General features: G+C 66.2%; 16 protein-coding genes and 1 pseudogene. 8 read left to right on the top strand and 9 right to left on the bottom strand.

Annotated elements, in window-relative coordinates; all coding sequences use genetic code 11:
• Positions 1 to 116 precede the first annotated feature (116 nt).
• Positions 117 to 2,126 (bottom strand): DNA helicase Rep, encoded by a 2,010-nt coding sequence (rep, locus tag E4487_RS22375; protein WP_047586067.1) that lies wholly within the window; start codon positions 2,124 to 2,126, stop codon positions 117 to 119.
• Between the two features lie 271 nt (positions 2,127 to 2,397).
• Between rep and E4487_RS22370 the strand changes: the two genes are divergently transcribed.
• The gene (locus E4487_RS22370; protein WP_150607528.1) at positions 2,398 to 4,071 is read left to right on the top strand and encodes a bifunctional diguanylate cyclase/phosphodiesterase; all 1,674 of its coding nucleotides are present in this window, start codon (positions 2,398 to 2,400) and stop codon (positions 4,069 to 4,071) included.
• On the opposite strand, the gene E4487_RS22365 is transcribed toward E4487_RS22370, so the two are convergent.
• Complete coding sequence (locus tag E4487_RS22365) at positions 4,068 to 5,465, bottom strand: NorM family multidrug efflux MATE transporter (RefSeq protein ID WP_175254423.1); 1,398 nt, start codon at positions 5,463 to 5,465, stop codon at positions 4,068 to 4,070. The genes E4487_RS22370 and E4487_RS22365 overlap by 4 nt on opposite strands.
• A gap of 139 nt (positions 5,466 to 5,604) precedes the next feature.
• On the opposite strand from E4487_RS22365, the gene E4487_RS22360 reads away from it, so the two are divergent.
• The 3 genes and pseudogenes from E4487_RS22360 (at position 5,605) to E4487_RS25020 (ending at position 8,668) form a co-directional block, all read left to right on the top strand.
• On the top strand, positions 5,605 to 6,525 hold the full coding sequence (locus E4487_RS22360) for a LysR substrate-binding domain-containing protein (RefSeq protein WP_037052738.1): 921 nt from the start codon (positions 5,605 to 5,607) through the stop codon (positions 6,523 to 6,525).
• Between the two features lie 166 nt (positions 6,526 to 6,691).
• Positions 6,692 to 7,810, top strand: a pseudogene (locus E4487_RS25025) (Cache 3/Cache 2 fusion domain-containing protein); the annotation flags it as partial.
• Entirely contained in the window at positions 7,808 to 8,668 is an 861-nt protein-coding gene (locus E4487_RS25020; protein ID WP_373921563.1) for a methyl-accepting chemotaxis protein, read from the top strand. The pseudogene E4487_RS25025 and the gene E4487_RS25020, both read left to right, overlap by 3 nt.
• 7 nt (positions 8,669 to 8,675) lie before the next feature.
• On the opposite strand, the gene E4487_RS22350 is transcribed toward E4487_RS25020, so the two are convergent.
• Together E4487_RS22350 and E4487_RS22345 are read right to left on the bottom strand one after the other, a co-directional pair.
• Positions 8,676 to 10,169 carry a YifB family Mg chelatase-like AAA ATPase gene (locus E4487_RS22350; protein WP_175254422.1) on the bottom strand — a complete coding sequence of 498 codons (1,494 nt, stop codon included), beginning with the start codon at positions 10,167 to 10,169 and terminating at the stop codon, positions 8,676 to 8,678.
• 70 nt (positions 10,170 to 10,239) lie between these two features.
• On the bottom strand, positions 10,240 to 10,500 hold the full coding sequence (locus E4487_RS22345; RefSeq protein ID WP_037052746.1) for an accessory factor UbiK family protein: 261 nt from the start codon (positions 10,498 to 10,500) through the stop codon (positions 10,240 to 10,242).
• A 409-nt stretch (positions 10,501 to 10,909) separates the two neighbouring features.
• Between E4487_RS22345 and glnK the strand changes: the two genes are divergently transcribed.
• The 4 genes from glnK to sutA all read left to right on the top strand — a co-directional run bounded on the left by glnK (position 10,910) and on the right by sutA (position 13,765).
• Positions 10,910 to 11,248 (top strand): P-II family nitrogen regulator, encoded by a 339-nt coding sequence (glnK, locus tag E4487_RS22340; protein ID WP_003096476.1) that lies wholly within the window; start codon positions 10,910 to 10,912, stop codon positions 11,246 to 11,248.
• A gap of 335 nt (positions 11,249 to 11,583) precedes the next feature.
• Positions 11,584 to 12,837 (top strand): ammonium transporter, encoded by a 1,254-nt coding sequence (locus E4487_RS22335; protein ID WP_037052751.1) that lies wholly within the window; start codon positions 11,584 to 11,586, stop codon positions 12,835 to 12,837.
• Positions 12,838 to 12,935: 98 nt separating this feature from the next.
• Positions 12,936 to 13,361, top strand: coding sequence for a secondary thiamine-phosphate synthase enzyme YjbQ (locus E4487_RS22330; RefSeq protein WP_150607534.1), 426 nt, complete (start codon positions 12,936 to 12,938; stop codon positions 13,359 to 13,361).
• A gap of 77 nt (positions 13,362 to 13,438) precedes the next feature.
• Positions 13,439 to 13,765 carry a transcriptional regulator SutA gene (gene sutA / locus E4487_RS22325; protein WP_037052757.1) on the top strand — a complete coding sequence of 109 codons (327 nt, stop codon included), beginning with the start codon at positions 13,439 to 13,441 and terminating at the stop codon, positions 13,763 to 13,765.
• A 52-nt stretch (positions 13,766 to 13,817) separates the two neighbouring features.
• Here the strand turns inward: sutA and E4487_RS22320 are convergent, their stop codons facing one another.
• The 5 genes from E4487_RS22320 to lysA form a co-directional block, all read right to left on the bottom strand.
• Positions 13,818 to 14,516, bottom strand: a complete 699-nt coding sequence (locus tag E4487_RS22320; RefSeq protein ID WP_037052760.1) for an HAD family hydrolase — start codon at positions 14,514 to 14,516, stop codon at positions 13,818 to 13,820.
• Positions 14,513 to 15,415 (bottom strand): tyrosine recombinase XerC, encoded by a 903-nt coding sequence (gene xerC / locus E4487_RS22315; RefSeq protein WP_152487578.1) that lies wholly within the window; start codon positions 15,413 to 15,415, stop codon positions 14,513 to 14,515. Before xerC ends, E4487_RS22320 begins: the two co-directional genes overlap by 4 nt.
• 73 nt (positions 15,416 to 15,488) lie before the next feature.
• On the bottom strand, positions 15,489 to 16,187 hold the full coding sequence (locus E4487_RS22310) for a DUF484 family protein (RefSeq protein ID WP_037052764.1): 699 nt from the start codon (positions 16,185 to 16,187) through the stop codon (positions 15,489 to 15,491).
• Positions 16,184 to 17,014 (bottom strand): diaminopimelate epimerase, encoded by an 831-nt coding sequence (gene dapF / locus E4487_RS22305; protein WP_037052768.1) that lies wholly within the window; start codon positions 17,012 to 17,014, stop codon positions 16,184 to 16,186. Before dapF ends, E4487_RS22310 begins: the two co-directional genes overlap by 4 nt.
• 10 nt (positions 17,015 to 17,024) lie before the next feature.
• Positions 17,025 to 18,272: a diaminopimelate decarboxylase gene (lysA, locus tag E4487_RS22300; protein ID WP_134677871.1), complete on the bottom strand. Its 1,248-nt coding sequence runs from the start codon at positions 18,270 to 18,272 to the stop codon at positions 17,025 to 17,027.
• Positions 18,273 to 18,276: the final 4 nt, after the last annotated feature.

The following is an 18,276-nucleotide window of genomic DNA, read 5'->3' as shown; positions in this document are numbered from 1 at the left end:
CGGATGCAATCGGAACGATGTCCCCGGATTGCATCCGGGCTACGGAATAAACCTGTTTTTTGTCGCCTGCCGGAATCGGCGGGCCATCGCTGCGCGATGGTGAAACTAGCTCCCGGCTATTTTTTCAGCATCGCGCGCATGTTGGCTAGGGCATCGTTGCCGCGCGCGGCCTTGGCTTCCACGGGGGCTTCTTCCTGGCCTTCCCAGACCAGGTCCTCCGGGGGCAGTTCGTCGAGGAAGCGGCTTGGCGTGCAGTCGATGATCTCGCCGTACTGCTTGCGCTTGGCGGCGAAGGTCAGTGCCAGGTTGCGCTTGGCGCGGGTGATGCCGACATAGGCCAGGCGCCGCTCTTCCTCGATGGTGTCGGCCTCGATGCTGGAGCGGTGGGGGAGAATCTCCTCCTCGAAGCCGATGATGTACACCGAGGGGAATTCCAGGCCCTTGGAGGCGTGCATGGTCATCATCTGCACACCCTCGGCGCCTTCTTCCTCTTCCTGCTGGCGCTCGAGCATGTCGCGCAGCACCAGCTTGCCGATGGCGTCCTCGACGGTCATGTCGCCGTCCTCGTCCTTCTCCAGGGTGTTCTTCAGCGCATCGACGAGGAACCACACGTTGCCCATGCGCGCATCGGCCACCTTGTCGCTGGAGGCGTTCTGCCGCAGCCAGTTCTCGTAGTCGATGTCCATCACCATGCTGCGGATCGCGGCGATCGGGTCGTTCTGCGCGCATTGCTGGCGCACGCCGTCCATCCAGCGCTTGAAGCGTGCCAGGCGCTCGGTGAAGCGGCTGTCCAGGTGTTCGCCGAGGCCGATCTCGTCGCTGGCGGCGTACATCGAAATGTTGCGCTGGCTGGCGTAGTTGCCGAGCTTCTCCAGGGTGGTCGAGCCGATCTCGCGGCGCGGCACGTTGATCACCCGCAGGAAGGCGTTGTCGTCATCCGGGTTGACCAGCAGGCGGAAGTAGCTCATCAGGTCCTTCACCTCCTGGCGGGCGAAGAAGCTGGTGCCACCGGAGAGGCGATAGGGAATCTGGTGGTGCTGCAGCTTCAGCTCCATCAGCTTGGCCTGGTAGTTGCCCCGGTAGAGGATGGCGAAGTCGCTGTACGGGCGCTGGGTGCGCAGGTGCTCGGTGAGGATCTCCAGGGCCACCCGCTCGCACTCGGCATCCTCGTTGCGCGTGCGGATCACGCGGATCTCGTCGCCATGGCCCATCTCCGACCACAGCTGCTTCTCGAACACGTGCGGGTTGTTGGCGATGAGGATGTTGGCGCACTTGAGGATACGGCTGGTGGAGCGGTAGTTCTGCTCCAGCATCACCACTTTCAGCGACGGGTAGTCCTCTTTCAGCAGCATCAGGTTTTCCGGGCGCGCGCCGCGCCAGGCGTAGATCGACTGGTCATCGTCGCCGACCACGGTGAACTGGTTGCGCATGCCCACCAGCATCTTCACCAGCAGGTACTGGCTGGCGTTGGTGTCCTGGTATTCGTCGACCAGCAGGTAGCGGATGCGGTTCTGCCACTTCTCGAGGATGTCGGCGTGCTCCTGGAACAGCGTCACCGGCAGCAGGATCAGGTCGTTGAAGTCCACCGCGTTGTACGCCTTGAGCGTGCGCTGGTAGTGCAGGTAGACGATGGCGGCGGTCTGCTCCTTGGGCCCGCGCGCGTTGGCCAGCGCCTCGTCGGGCAGGATCAGGTCGTTCTTCCAGCTGTCGATGAGGTTCTTGATCTCGTCGGCACCGTCGTCGCCGGCATACTCCTTCTGCATGATGTCGGTGAGCAGCGCCTTGATGTCGCCGTCGTCGAAGATCGAGAAGCCGGGCTTGTAGCCCAGGCGCGCGTATTCCTTGCGGATGATGTTCATGCCCAGGTTGTGGAAGGTGGACACGGTCAGGCCGCGCGCCTCGCTGCCCTTGAGCAGGGTGCCGACGCGCTCCTTCATCTCGCGCGCGGCCTTGTTGGTGAAGGTCATGGCGACGATGTGCTGGGCACGGATGCCGCAGTTCTGCACCAGGTGGGCGATCTTGCGGGTGATCACGCTGGTCTTGCCGGAACCTGCACCGGCGAGCACCAATAGTGGGCCGCCGACATAGTTCACGGCCTCTTGTTGCCGGGGATTCAGTCGGGACATGGGATCGTTCGCAGGAAAAATGGCCGCGCATTTTAACAGGCCTGGCGCGTTCTGCCGCGACCGTCCGGAACTGTGCTCTGGAGCACGGAATTGACTGACGGCGCGCTTGGTTAATCGGTGGATTGCAGTACTCTCGTTTCACTTGCCGGTTTATTAGCTATACCTCAGGATGTGCACCACCTTTCGCACGGATGTGATTGATTAGACGTCGATAACGGCGCGTTCAGGCGATGCAATTCGCCATCATCTTTGTGTCATTGGGGGAGGTTGCTTGTCCACGCTCGTCGAACCCTTGCGGTTGGTTCTGCTGTCGGAATCGCCAGACTGGGCGGAATTGTTGCGCGAGCAGTTGGGCGCTCTCGGGAGTGCTTCCCCGCTTATTACCGCGCCCTCCTGGGACGCTGCCAGCAGCCTGTTCGACGACCATGCCAGTGGCCTGGTGCTGGCCACCCCCGAGCGTCTGCCAGCCGCTCATCAATGCCCCTTGCCGATCGTCCTGCTGCTCGAAGAGGAACCCGTAGAGGAGCCATCCGGCGTCAGCGACTGGCTGGTGCGCGGTACGCTCAGCCTCGATGTGCTGCGTCGCTGCCTGCGCTACGTGCGCGAGCAGGGCAGTCTCAAGCAGACCCTGCAACGCCTGGCCGAGCAGGACCCGCTGACCGGTATCGCCAATCGCCAGGGTTTCCAGACGCTGCTCGCGGCGCGCCTCAGTGAATGCAACGGGCGTGGCCTGGTGCTGGGGCATCTCGATCTGGACAACTTCCGCCACGCCAACGATGCCCTTGGCTACCAGGCCGGCGACCGCCTGATCCTGCAGGTGGTGGCGCGTCTGAAGGGCCTGCTGCAGCCCTGCGACCAGCTGGCTCGGCTGGGCAGCGACGAGTTCGCCCTGCTGCTCGATGTGCGGCGCGACCCGCAGCGCGTCGAGCGACTGGCCGAGCGCGTCACCGAGGTGCTCGGTGAACCCTACTGGGTCGATGGCGAGAGCCTGCTGATCGGCTGCAGCCTCGGCCTCGCGCATGCCCGTGCCGGGGAGGGCGCCGACCCGCTGCTGTGGCACGCACATATCGCCATGCAGCAGGCGAAGAACCAGCAGGGCTGCGTGTTCCACGTCTATGACGAGCGCCTGAACCGCAGTGCGCGCAGCCAGGCGGATCTCGAAAGCGAATTGCGCCGCGCCCTGCGCCGCGATGAGCTGGAACTGCATTACCAGCCGCGCCTCTGCCTGAAGAGCGGGCGCATCGTCGGGCTCGAGGCGCTGGTGCGCTGGCAGCACAGCGAACGCGGCCTGCTCTCGCCCAACGAGTTCGTGCCTCTGGCCGAGGAAACCGGGCTGATCGTGCCGCTGGGCTACTGGGTGATCTCCCGCGCGCTACGCGACATGCAGTGGTTGCGCGGGCGCGGCCTGCCGTCGTTGCACATGGCGGTCAACCTGTCGTTCCGTCAGTTCCAGGACAGCCAGTTGCTGGCGACCCTGAGCCGCCTGATCGAGGAGCGTGGCGTCGAAGCGCAGTGGCTCGAATTCGAGCTGACCGAAACGGCGGTGATGCGCCGCAGCGATCAGGTGCAGCAGACCATGCTGGAACTGGGACGCCTGGGCGTGCGCTTCTCCCTGGATGACTTCGGCACCGGGTTCTCCTCCTTCGTCCACCTCAACAACCTGCCGATCACCCTGCTGAAGATCGACCGCAGCTTCGTCGCCGGCATGGGCGAGCGTGCCGAGAACCGCCAGCTGGTGCGGGCGATGATCAACCTGGCGCACAACCTCAATCTCGAAGTGGTCGCCGAAGGGGTGGAGAACATCGAGCAGCTCGACATGCTGCGCCAGTTCGGCTGCGACCAGGTGCAGGGCTATCTGATCAGCAAGGCGGTACCGCTGGCCGAACTGGCGCGCTTTCTCGTGTTCGGTATGCGCCAGCCGTTGCTCGGCGGCGGGGGCGCCTAGCCCCGCGTCGCGCTAAGGCAGGCTTCGCCGCCAACCGTGCAGGGTCGCTGCAGCCGCGCCGTTTTCCACTGGAAGCCCAGCACCAGACCGCTCGCCGTGACCGCCAGGCCTGCCGCCAGCCCCCACCAGACCCCGGATGCCCCCCAACCCAGCGGGAAGGCGAGCAGCCAGGCCAGCGGTGCGCCCACGCACCAGTAACCGGCCAGGCCGATCAGCAGCGTGGTCCTGCCGTCGTTCAGCCCGCGTATCGCGCCCATGGCGATGCTCTGCAGGCCGTCGAACAGTTCGAACCAGGCGGCGATCGCCAGCAGGCTCACGGCCAGGGTGACGATCTCGGCGAACGCCGGGTCGTGGCGATCGAGGAACAGGCCGATGATCCATTCCGGCAAGAACCAGAACAGCAGGGCGAACATCAGCATCAGCACGGCGCCGAGGGCCATGCCCAGATGGCCGCTCAGGCGTGACAGGTGCAGGCGTTCGGCGCCGTAGTGCAGGCCGACGCGGAAGGTCACTGCGTAGGACAGCCCCTGCGGCACGATGAAAGCCAGCGCCACCGTCTGCATGGCGATCTGGTGGGCCGCCAGTTGCACGCTGCCAAGGGCACCCATGCACAGCGTGGCGAAGGTGAACAGCCCTTGCTCGGCGGCGTAGGTGCCGCCAATGGGCAGGCCCAGGCGCAGCAGGGCACGCATCTCCCCGCGCTGCGGGCGGCCGAGGCCGGCGCGTAGCGGGTAGGGGCGGTAAGTCGGGGCGAGCTTGATGTACAGCGCCAGGGCCAGCGCCATGCCGCTGCTGACCAGCGCGGTGGTCATGCCGATGCCGCCCAGGCCGAGGTCGGGCAAGCCGAACCAGCCCTTGATCAGCGCATAGTTGATGACGAAGTTGGCTGCCGTGCCGATCACGCTGATGGTCATCACCGGGCCGGGATGGCCGATGGCGCTGGTGAAACCGCGCAGGACCATGAAGCACAGGTAGCTGGGCAGGGCCAGCGACAGCGGGTGGAGAAAGGCCATGGCCTGGCTGGCGGCGGCGGGGTCCTGGCCCAGGTGGGGCAGCAGCGGCCCCAGTGCATTCAGGCACAGCGCGCTGGCGACGGCCAGGGCCACGGCCAGCCACAGGCCGTTCTGGGTCAGGCGGGTGACGCCCTCGGGATCACCTGCGCCATGGCGAATGGCGACCAGGCTGCCGACGGCGGCGACCACCCCGGTGCAGAAGATCGAGAAAATGAAATAGCAGGTGGCGCCCAGCGCACCGCCGGCCAGTTGCTGAGGGCCGAGCATCGCCATCATCAGCGTGTCGGTGAAGATCATCAGCGCGTGTGCCAGTTGGGCGGAGACCAGTGGGCCGGCCAGGCGCAGCAGGGCGCCCAGCTCATGGCCAAGAACATTCTTCATGATGAGTAAAACTTCGGCAGGATAAGCCCCTCCAGGCTGTCTGGAGAGTCGCAATGACAGCTATTCTGTGGTTTCGCCCCATGGCCAGCAAAAGGAAAATAGCCATGAATGACATGACTCAAACTCATGGATCGATACCGTGAGCCGGCGCCTGCCTCCGCTCTATGCGCTGCGTGCCTTCGAGGCCGCTGCGCGTCACGCCTCCTTCACCCGCGCCGCCGAGGAACTGGCCATCACCCAGAGCGCGGTGAGCCGTCATATCCGTACGCTCGAGGGCTACTTCAGCTGTCGGCTGTTCGAGCGGCGCGGGCGCAGCCTGCAGCTGACCGACCCTGCGCGAGCCCTGCTACCCGGCCTGAGCGAGGGCTTCGATGCCCTGGAGCGTGCCAGTGGCGCCTTGCGCGTCGATGACCAGGTACTGCGCCTGAAGGCGCCGTCGACCCTGACCATGCGCTGGCTGCTGGCGCGGCTGTCGCACTTTCGCCTGGCCAACCCGGACAGTGAGGTGCAACTGACCAGTGCCTGGATGGATGTCGACAAGGTCGATTTCCGCCATGAGCCCTTCGACTGCGCCGTGCTGCTGTCCGACGGCCAGTTCCCCGAGGAGTGGGACAGCGTCCTGCTGTTCGAGGAGTGGCTGATCCCGGTCTGCGCCGCTGCGGACAGCGAGGCCGGCGGCTGGCCGCTGGCGCGCCTGCAGGCGGCCGAGCAGCTGCACCCGACACCGGACCGCCGCGACTGGCGGCGCTGGCTGCAGGCCACCGGCCTCGGCGAGCAGGTGCCGCTGAAGACCGGCCAGCTGTTCGACATGCTCGAACTGGGCATCGTCGCGGCGGCACGCGGCTATGGCGTCTCCATCGGTGACCTGCTGATGGTGGCCGAAGACGTCAACGCGGGGCGCCTCGGCTTGCCCTGGCCGACGGCGGTGTTCAGTGGCGACAGCTATTATCTGGTGTGGCCGCGTGAGCATCGCGCCCAGGCGCGTTTGCAGCGCTTGCGCGACTACCTGCTGGCGGAGGTGGCGGCGATGCAGCTGCCGCAGGTGGAGAGAATGCTTTAGCGGCCGATACAGGGTTTTGATAACAAATGATGGCCATTCGGCAACCTGTCGATTGACCAAGCATAATACTCGGGTATGCTCCTGCGCCCTCCACGAGGTCGTACGATGACCTTGCCTGTTCATTTCTTGTCGCCTGCCACCTCGCGCCAGGCTCAGAGAGGCCTCCATGACCCCTCCACGCTCTCGTATCGCACTGCAGTTGGCCGTCGCCCTGGCGTCGATGCTGGTCCTGTTGATCAGCCTCAGCACGGTGTTCGCGCTGCGTTCGCTGGACAACGCCAACCTGGTCACCCGCGCCGAGCACCTGGGCAGTGAAGCCCGCCTGCTGGCGGATCAGCTGGCCACCTTTCACGGCAGCCTGCGTGACAGCACGCAACGCCTTGCCGGTCTGTTCGAGCAGCGTTTCAGCGGCGGTGTGCAACTGCGCAGCGACGAGCGCGTGACGGTCGGCAGCCTGCAGGCGCCAGCGCTCTATCTCGGCGCGACCCGGCTCAACAACGAGTTCACCGAGGTCGATGACTTCACCCGCATGACCGCCGGTGTGGCGACGGTATTCGTGCGTGATGGCGATGAGTTCGTGCGCATCACCACCTCCCTCACCAAGCAGGACGGTACGCGGGCGCTGGGCACCGTGCTCGACCATCAGCATCCGGCCTACCAGAAGCTGCTGGCCGGCCAGGGCTATGTCGGACGTGCGTTGCTGTTCGACCGTTTCTACATGACCCAGTACACCCCGGTTCGCGATGCCGGCGGGCGGGTCATCGCGGTGCTCTTCGTCGGCTTCGACTACACCGATGCGCAGAAGCTGCAGATGCGCAACCTCACCGACTTCCGTATCGGCAGCACCGGCTCGCTGGCGATTCTCGACGAGCAGGGCAAGTGGCTGGTGGCGCCCGCCGGTGCCGCGGCCATGAGCAGCCTGCCGGCAGGGCTCAGCGAGCGCGTTGCCAACACCGGTACGGGTGGTTTCTGGAGTGACGGCCAGGACGAGTTCTACAGCGTCGCGATGCCGTTCGCTGGGGGACCCTGGACGGTGCTGGCGAGCATGCCGCGCGAGGAGATCCAGGCCGTGACCTGGCGTGTCGGCACGCAGCTGGCCATCGGCAGCGCGCTCACCCTGCTGCTGGCGGTGATTGCCGTGGTCCTGTTGCTGCGGCGCAAGCTGCGCCCGCTCGGCGACCTGGTCCAGCAGGCCCAGGCCCTCGGTGCCGGCGACCTCGGTGCGCGGATGACGCAGTCCAGCGAGGACGAAATCGGCGAGCTGGCGCGCAGCTTCAACCGCATGGGCGAGGCACTGGCGACCATGGTGGCGGGTATCCGCGTCGCGGCTCAGGACGTCAGTTCGCGTTCCCAGGCGCTGTCGACGCTCTCGCGCGACGCCTACCAGGGGATCGATCAGCAATCCGGCGAGATCAGCAGCATGGCCGGTGCGGTCGAGGAGTTCAGCGCCACCTCGCAGAACATCGCCGATAACATGCGCAACACCGAGCGTCTGGCCAGCGAGAATGCGCAACAGACGCGTATCGGTCGCACCTCGATGGATCAGGCATCGGAAGCGCTGGTGCAGATCGCCGAAGCCCTGGAGCAGACCTCGACGGTCATCAACGGCCTTGGCCAGCGTTCGCAGGAGATCGGCGGCATCGTCAGCGTGATCACCGCGATTGCCGACCAGACCAACCTGCTGGCGCTCAACGCCGCCATCGAGGCGGCCCGCGCCGGCGAGCAGGGGCGGGGCTTCGCCGTGGTCGCCGACGAGGTGCGCAGCCTGGCCGGACGTACCCGCGAAGCGACCAATGAAATCTCGACGATGATCGGCAGCATCCAGAGCGAGACCAACAGCGCCATCGCCACCATGGAGCAGGGCCGCCAGTTGATGCAGGACGGTCTCGAGCGCAATGCCAAGGTAGCGGCGGCGTTGGCGCAGATCAGCGAGCAGAGCGAGGCGGCGGGTGAGCAGTTCGCCGCCATCACCACGGCGACCAGCGAGCAGAGCAGCACCGCCAACGTGCTCAGCAGCAACCTGCAGAGCATCGCCCAGGCCAACGGCGAGCAGCGCGAAGTGGTCGCCAACCTGGCGGACACCGCGCGCGAGCTGGACCGCCTGGCAGCGCAGCTGCGCCAGGAAGTCGAGCGCTTTCGCTGACCGTTAGCTAGCCGACGCCGGGCCGATACTGCAGCGCTTCGGCCAGGTGGGCGCGGCTGATCTGCGGTTCCTGGGCCAGGTCGGCCAGGGTGCGGGCCACCTTCAGCACGCGGTGGGCCGCGCGCAGGGACAGGCCCAGGCGCTCGCAGGCGTTTTCCAGCCACTGGCGGTCCGTTGCCTGCAGCGCGCAGTGCTGGCGCAGGCCCGGCAGATCGAGAAAGGCGTTGGCCACGCCCTGGCGCTGCAGTTGCCGGTCACGGGCCATGGCCACCTTGGCGGCAGCCTGCGCCGTGCTCTCGCCGTCCTGCGGGGCCACCTCCAGCGCGGTGCTTTCACGGGCGACCGTGAGGTGCAGGTCGATGCGGTCCAGCAGCGGCCCGGAGAGCCTGCCGCGATAGCGCTGAATCTGTTCCGGGGTGCAGCGGCAACGGTTGCTCGGGTCGCCGAGATAGCCACAGGGGCACGGGTTCATGGCGGCGACGAGCTGGAAACGTGCGGGGAAGCGCACCTTGTCCCGCGCCCGGGCGATGACGATATGGCCACTCTCCAGCGGCTCGCGCAGGACTTCGAGCACCTTCCTGTCGAACTCCGGCAATTCATCGAGGAACAGCACGCCCATGTGCGCCAGGGTGATCTCGCCCGGTTGCGGGCGACTGCCACCGCCCACCAGCGCCGGCGCGGAAGCGCTGTGGTGCGGGGTGCGGAAGGGGCGCTGCGGCCAGTGCTGCAGCGGCGCATGGCTGGCCACCGAATGGATCGCGGCGACCTGCAGCGCTTCGCTTTCGTCCAGCGGGGGCAGCAGCCCGGGTAGGCGGCTGGCCAGCAGGGTCTTGCCGGTACCGGGCGGGCCGCTGAGCAGCAGGTTGTGCGAGCCGGCTGCCGCCACCAGCAGGGCGCGCTTGGCAGCCAGCTGGCCCTGGACCTCCGCCAGGTCCGGGTAGGGCAGGGTCTGCCGCAGCAGGCCCTGCGCCACGTAGGGTTGCAGCGGGGCGCTGCCATTCAGGTGCGCGGCGACCTGCAGCAGGTGCTCGACGGCAATCACCTTGAGGCCCGACGCCAGGCTGGCCTCTTCGGCGTTGGCCTGTGGCACCAGCAGGGTGCGCCCGGCGTCGCGCGCGGCCAGCGCCGCAGGCAGCACGCCCTGGACGGGGCGCACGGCGCCGGACAGCGCCAGCTCGCCGAGGCATTCGTAGTCGGCGACGGACGCGCAGGGTACCTGGCCGCTGGCGGCGAGAATGCCCAGCGCGATGGCCAGGTCGAAGCGACCGCCATCCTTCGGCAGGTCGGCGGGTGCCAGGTTGAGGGTGATGCGCCTGTTCGGGTAGTCGAAGGCCGAGTTGAGAATGGCGCTGCGCACGCGGTCCTTGCTTTCCTTGACCGCGGCTTCCGGCAGGCCGACCAGAGTCAGGGCGGGCAGACCATTGGCCAGATGGGCCTCGATGGTCACGGCGGGCGCTTCGACGCCGATCTGGGCACGGCTATGAACGATGGCCAGGGACATGATCTCTCCTTGATCAGGACCCACCTGGCAGGGGCATTGAAAACGACCTGCGTCTTCGCTGCCCGGCGGCTCAATCGGCGGGTGGGTTCAGCTTGGCTTCCAGCTCGGCGACCTTGGCTTCCAGCGCCTCCAGGCGTGCGCGGGTGCGGGCCAGAACCACCATCTGGCTATCGAACTCTTCCCGGCTGACCAGTTCCAGCTTGCTGAAGCCGCTTTGCAGCAGGGCCTTGAACTGCGCTTCCAGTTCTGCGCGCGGCAGCGGGCTGTCGCCGCTGAACAGGCGCGAGGCGTGGCTACTGAGAGTGTCGAGCAGGGCTTTGGGCGGCAGCATGGTCAGGTTCCGGGTGCAGTTGGCCGGCAGTGTACCACGCAGGTGCTGGCAGGGCGTTTGGCGAGCGGCTGCACGATTTGAGAGCGCCGCCAGGCGCGTCTCTGCACCAATTTTGTGCGTCCGCTTCCGCCTGGGTCATGGCTCGTGGCCCCAAGGTGACGGTAAGGCCCTGAAAGATGGCGATTTTATGGAGATGGCAAGCTTTCTGCTTAGACCCCAGCGACGCATGCACCGATGCAGTACCGGTGTGTCGGACGAAGCGGGGGAGTGTTTCGTCGGGAGCGGTTGGTGGGTATCGACCACGCCAGGCTGGGGCGGTCGATGCATTACAAAAGCCAGACACTGCGCTTAGACTTGAACCGGGTTCGTAATTCCTGGGGCAAGTCCACCTTACACGGGAGAGAGTTTCATGAAGCTAGTCACTGCCATCATCAAGCCGTTCAAGCTCGACGACGTGCGCGAGTCGCTGTCGGAGATCGGCGTGCAGGGCATTACCGTCACCGAGGTCAAGGGCTTCGGCCGCCAGAAAGGCCATACCGAGCTGTATCGCGGTGCCGAGTACGTGGTCGACTTCCTGCCCAAGGTGAAGATCGACGTGGCCATCGCTGACGACCAGCTGGACCGCGTGATCGAAGCCATCACCAAGGCGGCCAACACCGGCAAGATCGGTGACGGCAAGATTTTCGTAGTCAACCTGGAACAGGCGATTCGCATCCGTACCGGCGAAACCGATACCGACGCGATCTAAACCGCCTCCGAACCCCACGCCCCAGGAGTGAAACCCATGACTCTGCGAACTTTCGCAGGGCTAGGAGCCCTTTTGTCCTCGAATTCTGCTCTTGCGCCGATTTCGAGGGCGAATGCCGGAGCTGGCGAGGTCCTCGCCGCTCTGCCGTGCCAGACCCTCTCGGGTCTTGCGCGCTGCCTAGTGATGGGAATGCCTGATCGCCTTGCGGTGCAAGGGGGCCCGGTCATCCAGGGCAAGCGTGACAAAGACTTGTAAAGCATACGGAACGCGTCCGGCGCCAACCTGGACGTTCTAACCGAACAGCGCACAACGAAAGCGCCGGCAAGAGGTGAAACATGGATAACACAGCATTGACTGCATTGCAGTACGGCTTCGATACCTTCTACTTTCTGATCTGTGGTGCCCTGGTGATGTGGATGGCGGCTGGTTTCGCCATGCTCGAATCCGGCCTGGTCCGCGCCAAGAACACCACCGAGATCCTGACCAAGAACGTCGCCCTGTATGCCGTTGCCAGCGTCATGTACCTGGTGATCGGTTACCACATCATGTACTCCAGCCCGGAAGGCGGCATCTTCCCGAGCCTGGGCTTCCTGATCGGTGACGAGAACACCGCCGAAGCCGTTCTCGCGGGTGGCGACGACGCGCCGTACTACTCGGCCCGTTCGGACTTCTTCTTCCAGGTGGTGTTCGCCGCGACCTGCATGTCGATCGTCTCCGGTGCCGTTGCCGAGCGCATGAAGCTGTGGGCCTTCCTGGCCTTCGCCGTGGTCATGACCGGCTTCATCTACCCGGTACAGGGCTTCTGGAAATGGGGTTCGGGCTTCCTCAACGAAGCCGGCTTCCTGGACTTCGCCGGTTCCGGTGTCGTGCACATGGCCGGTGCTGCCGCTGCTCTGGCTGGCGTGCTGCTGCTGGGTGCTCGCAAGGGCAAGTACGGCGCCAATGGCCAGGTCAACGCCATTCCGGGCTGCAACCTGCCGCTGGCGACCCTGGGTACCTTCATCCTGTGGATGGGCTGGTTCGGCTTCAACGGCGGCTCGCAGCTGAAGATGAGCACCATCGAAGACGCCAACGCCGTTGCCCAGGTTTTCACCAACACCAACATGGCCGCCGCCGGTGGTCTGATCGCCGCACTGATCGTCGCCCGCATCCTGTTCGGCAAGGCCGACCTGACCATGGCGCTGAACGGTGCCCTGGCTGGCCTGGTTGCCATCACCGCTGAACCGCTGACCCCGAGCGCCCTGCAGGCCACCCTGATCGGCGGCGTCGGTGGCGTGCTGGTGGTGTTCTCCATCCTCGGCCTGGACAAGATCAAGATCGACGATCCGGTCGGTGCCATCTCCGTGCACGGCGTGGTCGGCATCTGGGGCCTGCTGGCCGTCTGCCTGACCAACAGCGACGCTTCCCTGGGTGCGCAGCTGCTGGGTATCGCCAGCATCTTCGCCTGGGTGTTCATCGCCAGCCTGATCGTCTGGGGCGTCATCAAGGCGGTGATCGGCCTGCGCGTCAGCGAAGAAGAAGAGTACGAGGGTGTGGATATCGCCGAGTGCGGTATGGAAGCCTACCCAGAGTTCACCGGCAAGAAGTAAGCGTCGGTGGAAATGACAAGGGCGCCTTTTGGCGCCCTTTGTTTTTTCTGGCAGCACGCTAGAATGCGCGCGCTGGAGCCATCGAGAGCGAGAACGGCATGTGGCAGCAACGCATCATCAGCCTGCGTCCGCGTGAGCGCGGTTTTCATCTGGTGACGGAAGACGTACTGGCGGCACTGCCGGAACTGGCGCGGATGCGTGTCGGTCTGTTGCACCTGTGGCTGCAGCACACCTCGGCTTCTCTGACGGTCAACGAGAACGCCGACCCCGCGGTGCGCCGCGATTTCGAGCGTTTCTTCAACCGTCTGGTGCCGCAGGGCGAGACGGGCTACGAGCACGATTACGAAGGGCCGGATGATCTGCCGGCGCACTTCAAGGGCAGTCTGCTGGGCTTTCAGCTCCAGCTGCCGATACAGGATGGACAGCTGGCGCTGGGGACCTGGCAGGGCATCTACCTGGGCGAGCATCGCGATCATGGTGGGGCTCGGCGACTGGTGGCGACCCTGCACGGCGAGGTCATTTGAATTTTTTCCGGTCGGGCGGTACGCGCCGCACGACTGGGCTATAACTAACCTGCTTTTCGCAAGTCATGAGGTTGAACATGAGCGACGAAGACCTGGAACAAGACGATCTGGACGGGGCTGACGAGGACGACGGTGAGGAGCTGGCTGCTGCGGCCGATGACGGTGACAGCGGCGATGATGGCGACGGCGAGGTCGTAGCCAGCAGCAGCAAGAAGAGCAAGGCCAAAGCCGTTGAAGTCGACGAAATGCCCAGCGTCGAGGCCAAGCAGAAAGAGCGCGACGCGCTGGCCCAGGCCATGGAGGAATTCCTGGCGCGTGGCGGCAAGGTGCAGGAAGTCGAGCCCAATGTGGTCGCCGATCCGCCCAAGAAGCCCGACAGCAAGTACGGTAGCCGTCCTATCTGACGACGCTGCGTAACAAGAAACCGCCCTCGTGGCGGTTTTTTGTGCCCGGCGTCTAGCGCGTCCAGCTGCCCAGCAGCGCCGGCAGTTCGGCCAGGCTGGCGATCTGTGCGTCCGGCGTGGTTTCGCCCTCCCACGCCCGCCCCTGCGGGTTGAACCAGATGGCGCGCAGGCCGGCGGCCTTGGCCCCGGCGATATCGTCGCTCGGGTGATCGCCGATGTGCACCGCGCGCTCGGCAGCCACGCCGGCCCGCCCGAGGGCTTCGAGGAAGGGTTTCGGGTCGGGCTTGCCGACCCCCAGCTCCTCGGCGCAGAGCGCGAACTGGAAGTACTCGGACAGGCCGAGGCGGCGCACGTCGGCATTGCCGTTGGTGATCACCGCGAGACGGAAGCGCTCGGCCAGTGCCTCCAGGGTCGGATGCACATCGGTGAACAGCTCGACCTGGTGACGCGCACTGAGAAAGACCTGAAAGCCGGCCTCGGCCAGCGTCTGCGCCTCGCCGTGAGCGTAGCCGGCATCCTCCAGCGCGTGGAACAGGATGCGCCGGCGCAGCTCGCTGAGGCGGTGCCTGAGCATCGGCTCGGCATCGAGCAGGCGGCTGCGCACCGCCCACAGGTGTTCGACTGGCACCGCGCCGAGGCGTGGCGCGTGCAGGGCCAGCCAGTTGCGCAGGGCCGCCTCGGCGTCCTGCATGACCGGCGTGACGTCCCACAGGGTGTCGTCGAGGTCGAAAGTGATCAGTTCAATGCTCATTCGCAACCGCCTTTGCGCTTGGCGCGTGGATGGGCCTGGTCGTAGACGCTGGCCAGGTGCTGGAAGTCCAGATGGGTGTAGATCTGCGTGGTGGCGATGTCGGCATGGCCCAGCAGCTCCTGCACCGCTCGCAGGTCCTGCGAGGACTCCAGCATGTGGCTGGCGAAGCTGTGACGCAGCATATGCGGGTGCAGGTGCTGGCCCAGCTCGCGGACGCCGGCCTGGCGGACCCGCAGCTGCACCGCGCGCGCGCCGAGACGACGCCCCTGCTGGCTGATGAAGACCGCGCCGTCGCTCGGCCTGGCCAGCGCGCGCAGTGCCAGCCACTGCTCCAGTGCCTGGCGTGCCAGGCTGCCCACTGGCAGCTCGCGCACCTTGTTGCCCTTGCCGCGTACGCGCACCAGGCCGGCGTTCAGGTCGAGGCCGTCGAGATCGAGGCCGACCAGCTCGGACAGGCGCAGGCCGGAGGAATAGAACAGTTCGAGCATCGCCTGGTCGCGGCGGGCGATGAAATCGTCCTCCACCGCGCCGTCGAGCAGCTGTGCACTGCGGTCGGCATCCAGGGTGCGTGGCAGGCGCCGTTCGCGCTTGGGCGGGCTCAGGCCGGTGGCCGGGTCATGGCGACACAGGCCTTCGCGCAGCAGGTATTGATAGAGGCCGCGCGTGGCCGAGAGCAGGCGCGCCAGGCTGCGGCTGGAGAGCCCCTGCTGATGCAGGCGGGCGATCAGGCGACGCAGGTTGCGCGTGTCCAGCTCGCTCCAGGCGTGCAGGCCTTCGGCTTCACAGAAGGCCTGCAGCTTGCCGAGGTCGCGACGATAGCCGTCGAGGGTGTGCGCCGACACCTGGCGCTCGCGGCGCAGGTGTTCGAGGTAGGCGTCGAGGTGGGCTTCAAGCTTCAAGCTGCAAGCTCCAAGTGAAAGCGTTCGGTCTGCCTGTCTCGTGCAGCTTGAAGCGTGCGGCTTATGGCTGCTTCTAGCGGACCGAGCGCAGCGGCGTCGAGAAGCTGGGCAGCACGCGCGCCAGGACTTCGGCGATGTAGCCCAGGAACAGGGTGCCCAGCGAGCTCTTGTAGTGCTGTGGATCGACACTGCCGATGGCCAATACGCCATGCAGGCCCTGGTGGGTGAGGCCGACCACGGCGGCGGAGCCGACCTGGGCAGCGTCCTCCTTGCCGAAGAGGAACTCCAGTTCATGCGGGCGCAGCACGCCGCAGATGGTCTTGCCGCCGCTGAGCAGGCCGCCGATCTGCTGATGGGCCTCGGCCGAGCTGACCGAGCGGCCCACCGGCAGCTTGTTGTCGCTGAACAGGATCAGGCCCACGAACGGCACCTGGAACTCGTGGCGCAGGCTGTCCTCGACGATGCCGACCACTTCTTCCAGGCTGCCGGCGTCGAGCAGGTCGAGCACCAGACGGCGGGTCTTGTCGAACAGACGATCGTTGTCGCGGGCCACGTCCATCAGCTGGCCGAGGCGGTGGCGCATCTCGATGTTGCGCTCGCGCAGCAGCTTGACCTGGCGCTCCACCAGCGACACGGCGTTGCCGGGCTGGTGCGGAATGCGCAGTTCGGGAATCAGTTCTTCATGGTCGATGAAGAACTCCGGGTGCAGGCGCAGGTAGGCGGCGACCGTTTCCGAGTCGAGCGGTTTGGGCGAATCCTGCTGGTCGGTCATAGGCGAACCTGTCCTTCGTATACGCGGGCAGCGGGTCCGGTCATCATAACCGGCTGACCTTCGCCTGCCCATTCGATGGACAGTTTGCCGCCTGGCAGTTCCAGTTGCACGGGCGAATCCATCCAGCCCTGGCGAATGGCCGCGACCGCTGCGGCGCAGGCGCCGGTGCCGCAGGCCTGGGTCTCACCCGCGCCGCGCTCCCACACGCGCAGGCGCGCCTGCCTGCGGTTCTGCACCTGCAGGAAGCCGACGTTGACCCGCTGCGGGAAGCGCGCATGGTGTTCCAGCTTCGGCCCGAGTGCGTGCACCGGGGCATCGTCGACGCTGTCGACGCGCAGCACGGCGTGCGGGTTGCCCATCGACAGGGCTGCCAGCTCGACGCTCTGGCCGTCGACATCGACGCGATAGCTGAGCGCGGCCTGCTCGGCCTGGAAGGGCACCTGCTCGGGCTGCAGGCGCGGTGCGCCCATGTTCACGCAGACCTGGCCGTCGTTCTGCACGCGCAGCTCGATCACGCCGCTCTTGGTCTCGACGCGAATGACCTTCTTGGTGGTCAGGCGCTTGTCCAGCACGAAGCGGGCGAAGCAGCGCGCACCGTTGCCGCACTGCTCCACCTCGGAGCCGTCGGCGTTGAAGATGCGGTAGCGGAAGTCGACGTCCGGATGACTCGGCGGCTCGACGATCAGCAGCTGATCGAAACCGACGCCGGTGTGGCGATCGCCCCACTGCTTGGCATGCTTGGGTTGCACGTGGGCGTGCTGGCTGATCAGGTCGAGGACCATGAAGTCATTGCCCAGACCGTGCATCTTGGTAAAGCGCAATAGCATGGCGTCGCCCTCAGGCCGGCAGCAGGCTTTCGCCGGCGTAGAGCTCTTGGACGGTTTCGCGGCGGCGCACTTCGAATGCCTGCTCGCCATCCACCAGCACCTCGGCGGCACGGCCGCGGGTGTTGTAGTTGGAGCTCATGACGAAGCCATAGGCACCTGCCGAGCGCACGGCCAGCAGGTCGCCCTCGGCCAGCACCAGCTGGCGGTCCTTGGCGAGGAAGTCGCCGGTCTCGCAGATCGGCCCGACCAGGTCGTAGTTGCGCGCCTCGCCTGCGCGTGGCTGCACTGCCGAGACATCCATCCAGGCCTGGTACAGCGCCGGGCGGATCAGGTCGTTCATCGCCGCGTCGATGATCGCGAAGTCCTTGTGCTCGGTGTGCTTGAGGTACTCGACCTGGGTCAGCAGCACGCCGGCGTTGGCCACGATGAAGCGGCCCGGCTCGAACACCAGCGACAGGTCACGCCCTGTCAGGCGCTTGCGCACGGCGGCGATGTAGTCGCCGGCCAGCGGTGGCTGTTCGTCGCGATACTGCACGCCGAGGCCGCCCCCGAGATCCAGGTGCCTGATGGTGATGCCGCGTGCGGCCAGCCTGTCGACCAGCAGCAGCAGACGGTCCAGGGCGTCGAGGAAGGGTTCGAGGGTGGTCAGCTGCGAGCCGATGTGGCAATCGACGCCGATCACTTCCAGGTTCGGCAGCTCGGCAGCACGGGCGTAGACCGCCTCGGCCTGCTCGATGTCGATGCCGAACTTGTTTTCCTTGAGGCCGGTGGAAATGTACGGGTGGGTACCGGCGTCCACGTCCGGGTTGACCCGCAGCGAAACCGGCGCCTTGACGTCCAGCTCGGCGGCGACCTTCTGCAGGCGCTCCAGCTCGACGCTGGACTCGACGTTGAAGCAGTGCACGCCGACTTCCAGGGCGCGACGCATGTCGTCACGGCTCTTGCCGACGCCGGAGAAGACGATGCGGCTGGGGTCGCCACCGGCGGCCAGTACACGCTCCAGCTCGCCGCTGGAGACGATGTCGAAGCCGGCGCCAAGGCGGGCCAGCACGTTCAGCACGCCGATGTTGGAGTTGGCCTTGACCGCAAAGCAGACCAGGTGCGGCATGCCGCTCAGGGCGTCGGCATAGGCGCGGTACTGCCCTTCGATATGGGCGCGCGAGTAGACGTAGGTGGGCGTGCCGAAGCGCTGGGCCAGCGCGGACAAGGCGACGCCTTCCGCGAACAGCTCACCGTCGCGGTAGTTGAAGGCTTCCATGGCA

The sequence above is a fragment of the Pseudomonas sp. BMW13 genome (assembly GCF_013357275.1).
Classification (GTDB): Bacteria; Pseudomonadota; Gammaproteobacteria; order Pseudomonadales; family Pseudomonadaceae; genus Aquipseudomonas; species Aquipseudomonas khazarica.
Note: the sequence above shows the minus strand (reverse complement) of the source record. Positions and strands in the feature narration are given on the sequence as shown.

What these genes read in the sequence shown, in the direction of transcription:
- lysA (WP_134677871.1), bottom strand. Translation starts at nt 18,272, where the DNA reads ATGGAAGCCTTCAACTACCGCGACGGTGAGCTGTTCGCGGAAGGCGTC.
- E4487_RS22350 (WP_175254422.1), bottom strand. Translation starts at nt 10,169, where the DNA reads ATGTCCCTGGCCATCGTTCATAGCCGTGCCCAGATCGGCGTCGAAGCG.
- E4487_RS22345 (WP_037052746.1), bottom strand. Translation starts at nt 10,500, where the DNA reads ATGCTGCCGCCCAAAGCCCTGCTCGACACTCTCAGTAGCCACGCCTCG.
- E4487_RS25020 (WP_373921563.1), top strand. Translation starts at nt 7,808, where the DNA reads ATGGGCGAGGCACTGGCGACCATGGTGGCGGGTATCCGCGTCGCGGCT.
- E4487_RS22330 (WP_150607534.1), top strand. Translation starts at nt 12,936, where the DNA reads ATGTGGCAGCAACGCATCATCAGCCTGCGTCCGCGTGAGCGCGGTTTT.
- dapF (WP_037052768.1), bottom strand. Translation starts at nt 17,014, where the DNA reads ATGCTATTGCGCTTTACCAAGATGCACGGTCTGGGCAATGACTTCATG.
- glnK (WP_003096476.1), top strand. Translation starts at nt 10,910, where the DNA reads ATGAAGCTAGTCACTGCCATCATCAAGCCGTTCAAGCTCGACGACGTG.
- sutA (WP_037052757.1), top strand. Translation starts at nt 13,439, where the DNA reads ATGAGCGACGAAGACCTGGAACAAGACGATCTGGACGGGGCTGACGAG.
- rep (WP_047586067.1), bottom strand. Translation starts at nt 2,126, where the DNA reads ATGTCCCGACTGAATCCCCGGCAACAAGAGGCCGTGAACTATGTCGGC.
- E4487_RS22365 (WP_175254423.1), bottom strand. Translation starts at nt 5,465, where the DNA reads ATGAAGAATGTTCTTGGCCATGAGCTGGGCGCCCTGCTGCGCCTGGCC.
- E4487_RS22310 (WP_037052764.1), bottom strand. Translation starts at nt 16,187, where the DNA reads ATGACCGACCAGCAGGATTCGCCCAAACCGCTCGACTCGGAAACGGTC.
- E4487_RS22320 (WP_037052760.1), bottom strand. Translation starts at nt 14,516, where the DNA reads ATGAGCATTGAACTGATCACTTTCGACCTCGACGACACCCTGTGGGAC.
- E4487_RS22335 (WP_037052751.1), top strand. Translation starts at nt 11,584, where the DNA reads ATGGATAACACAGCATTGACTGCATTGCAGTACGGCTTCGATACCTTC.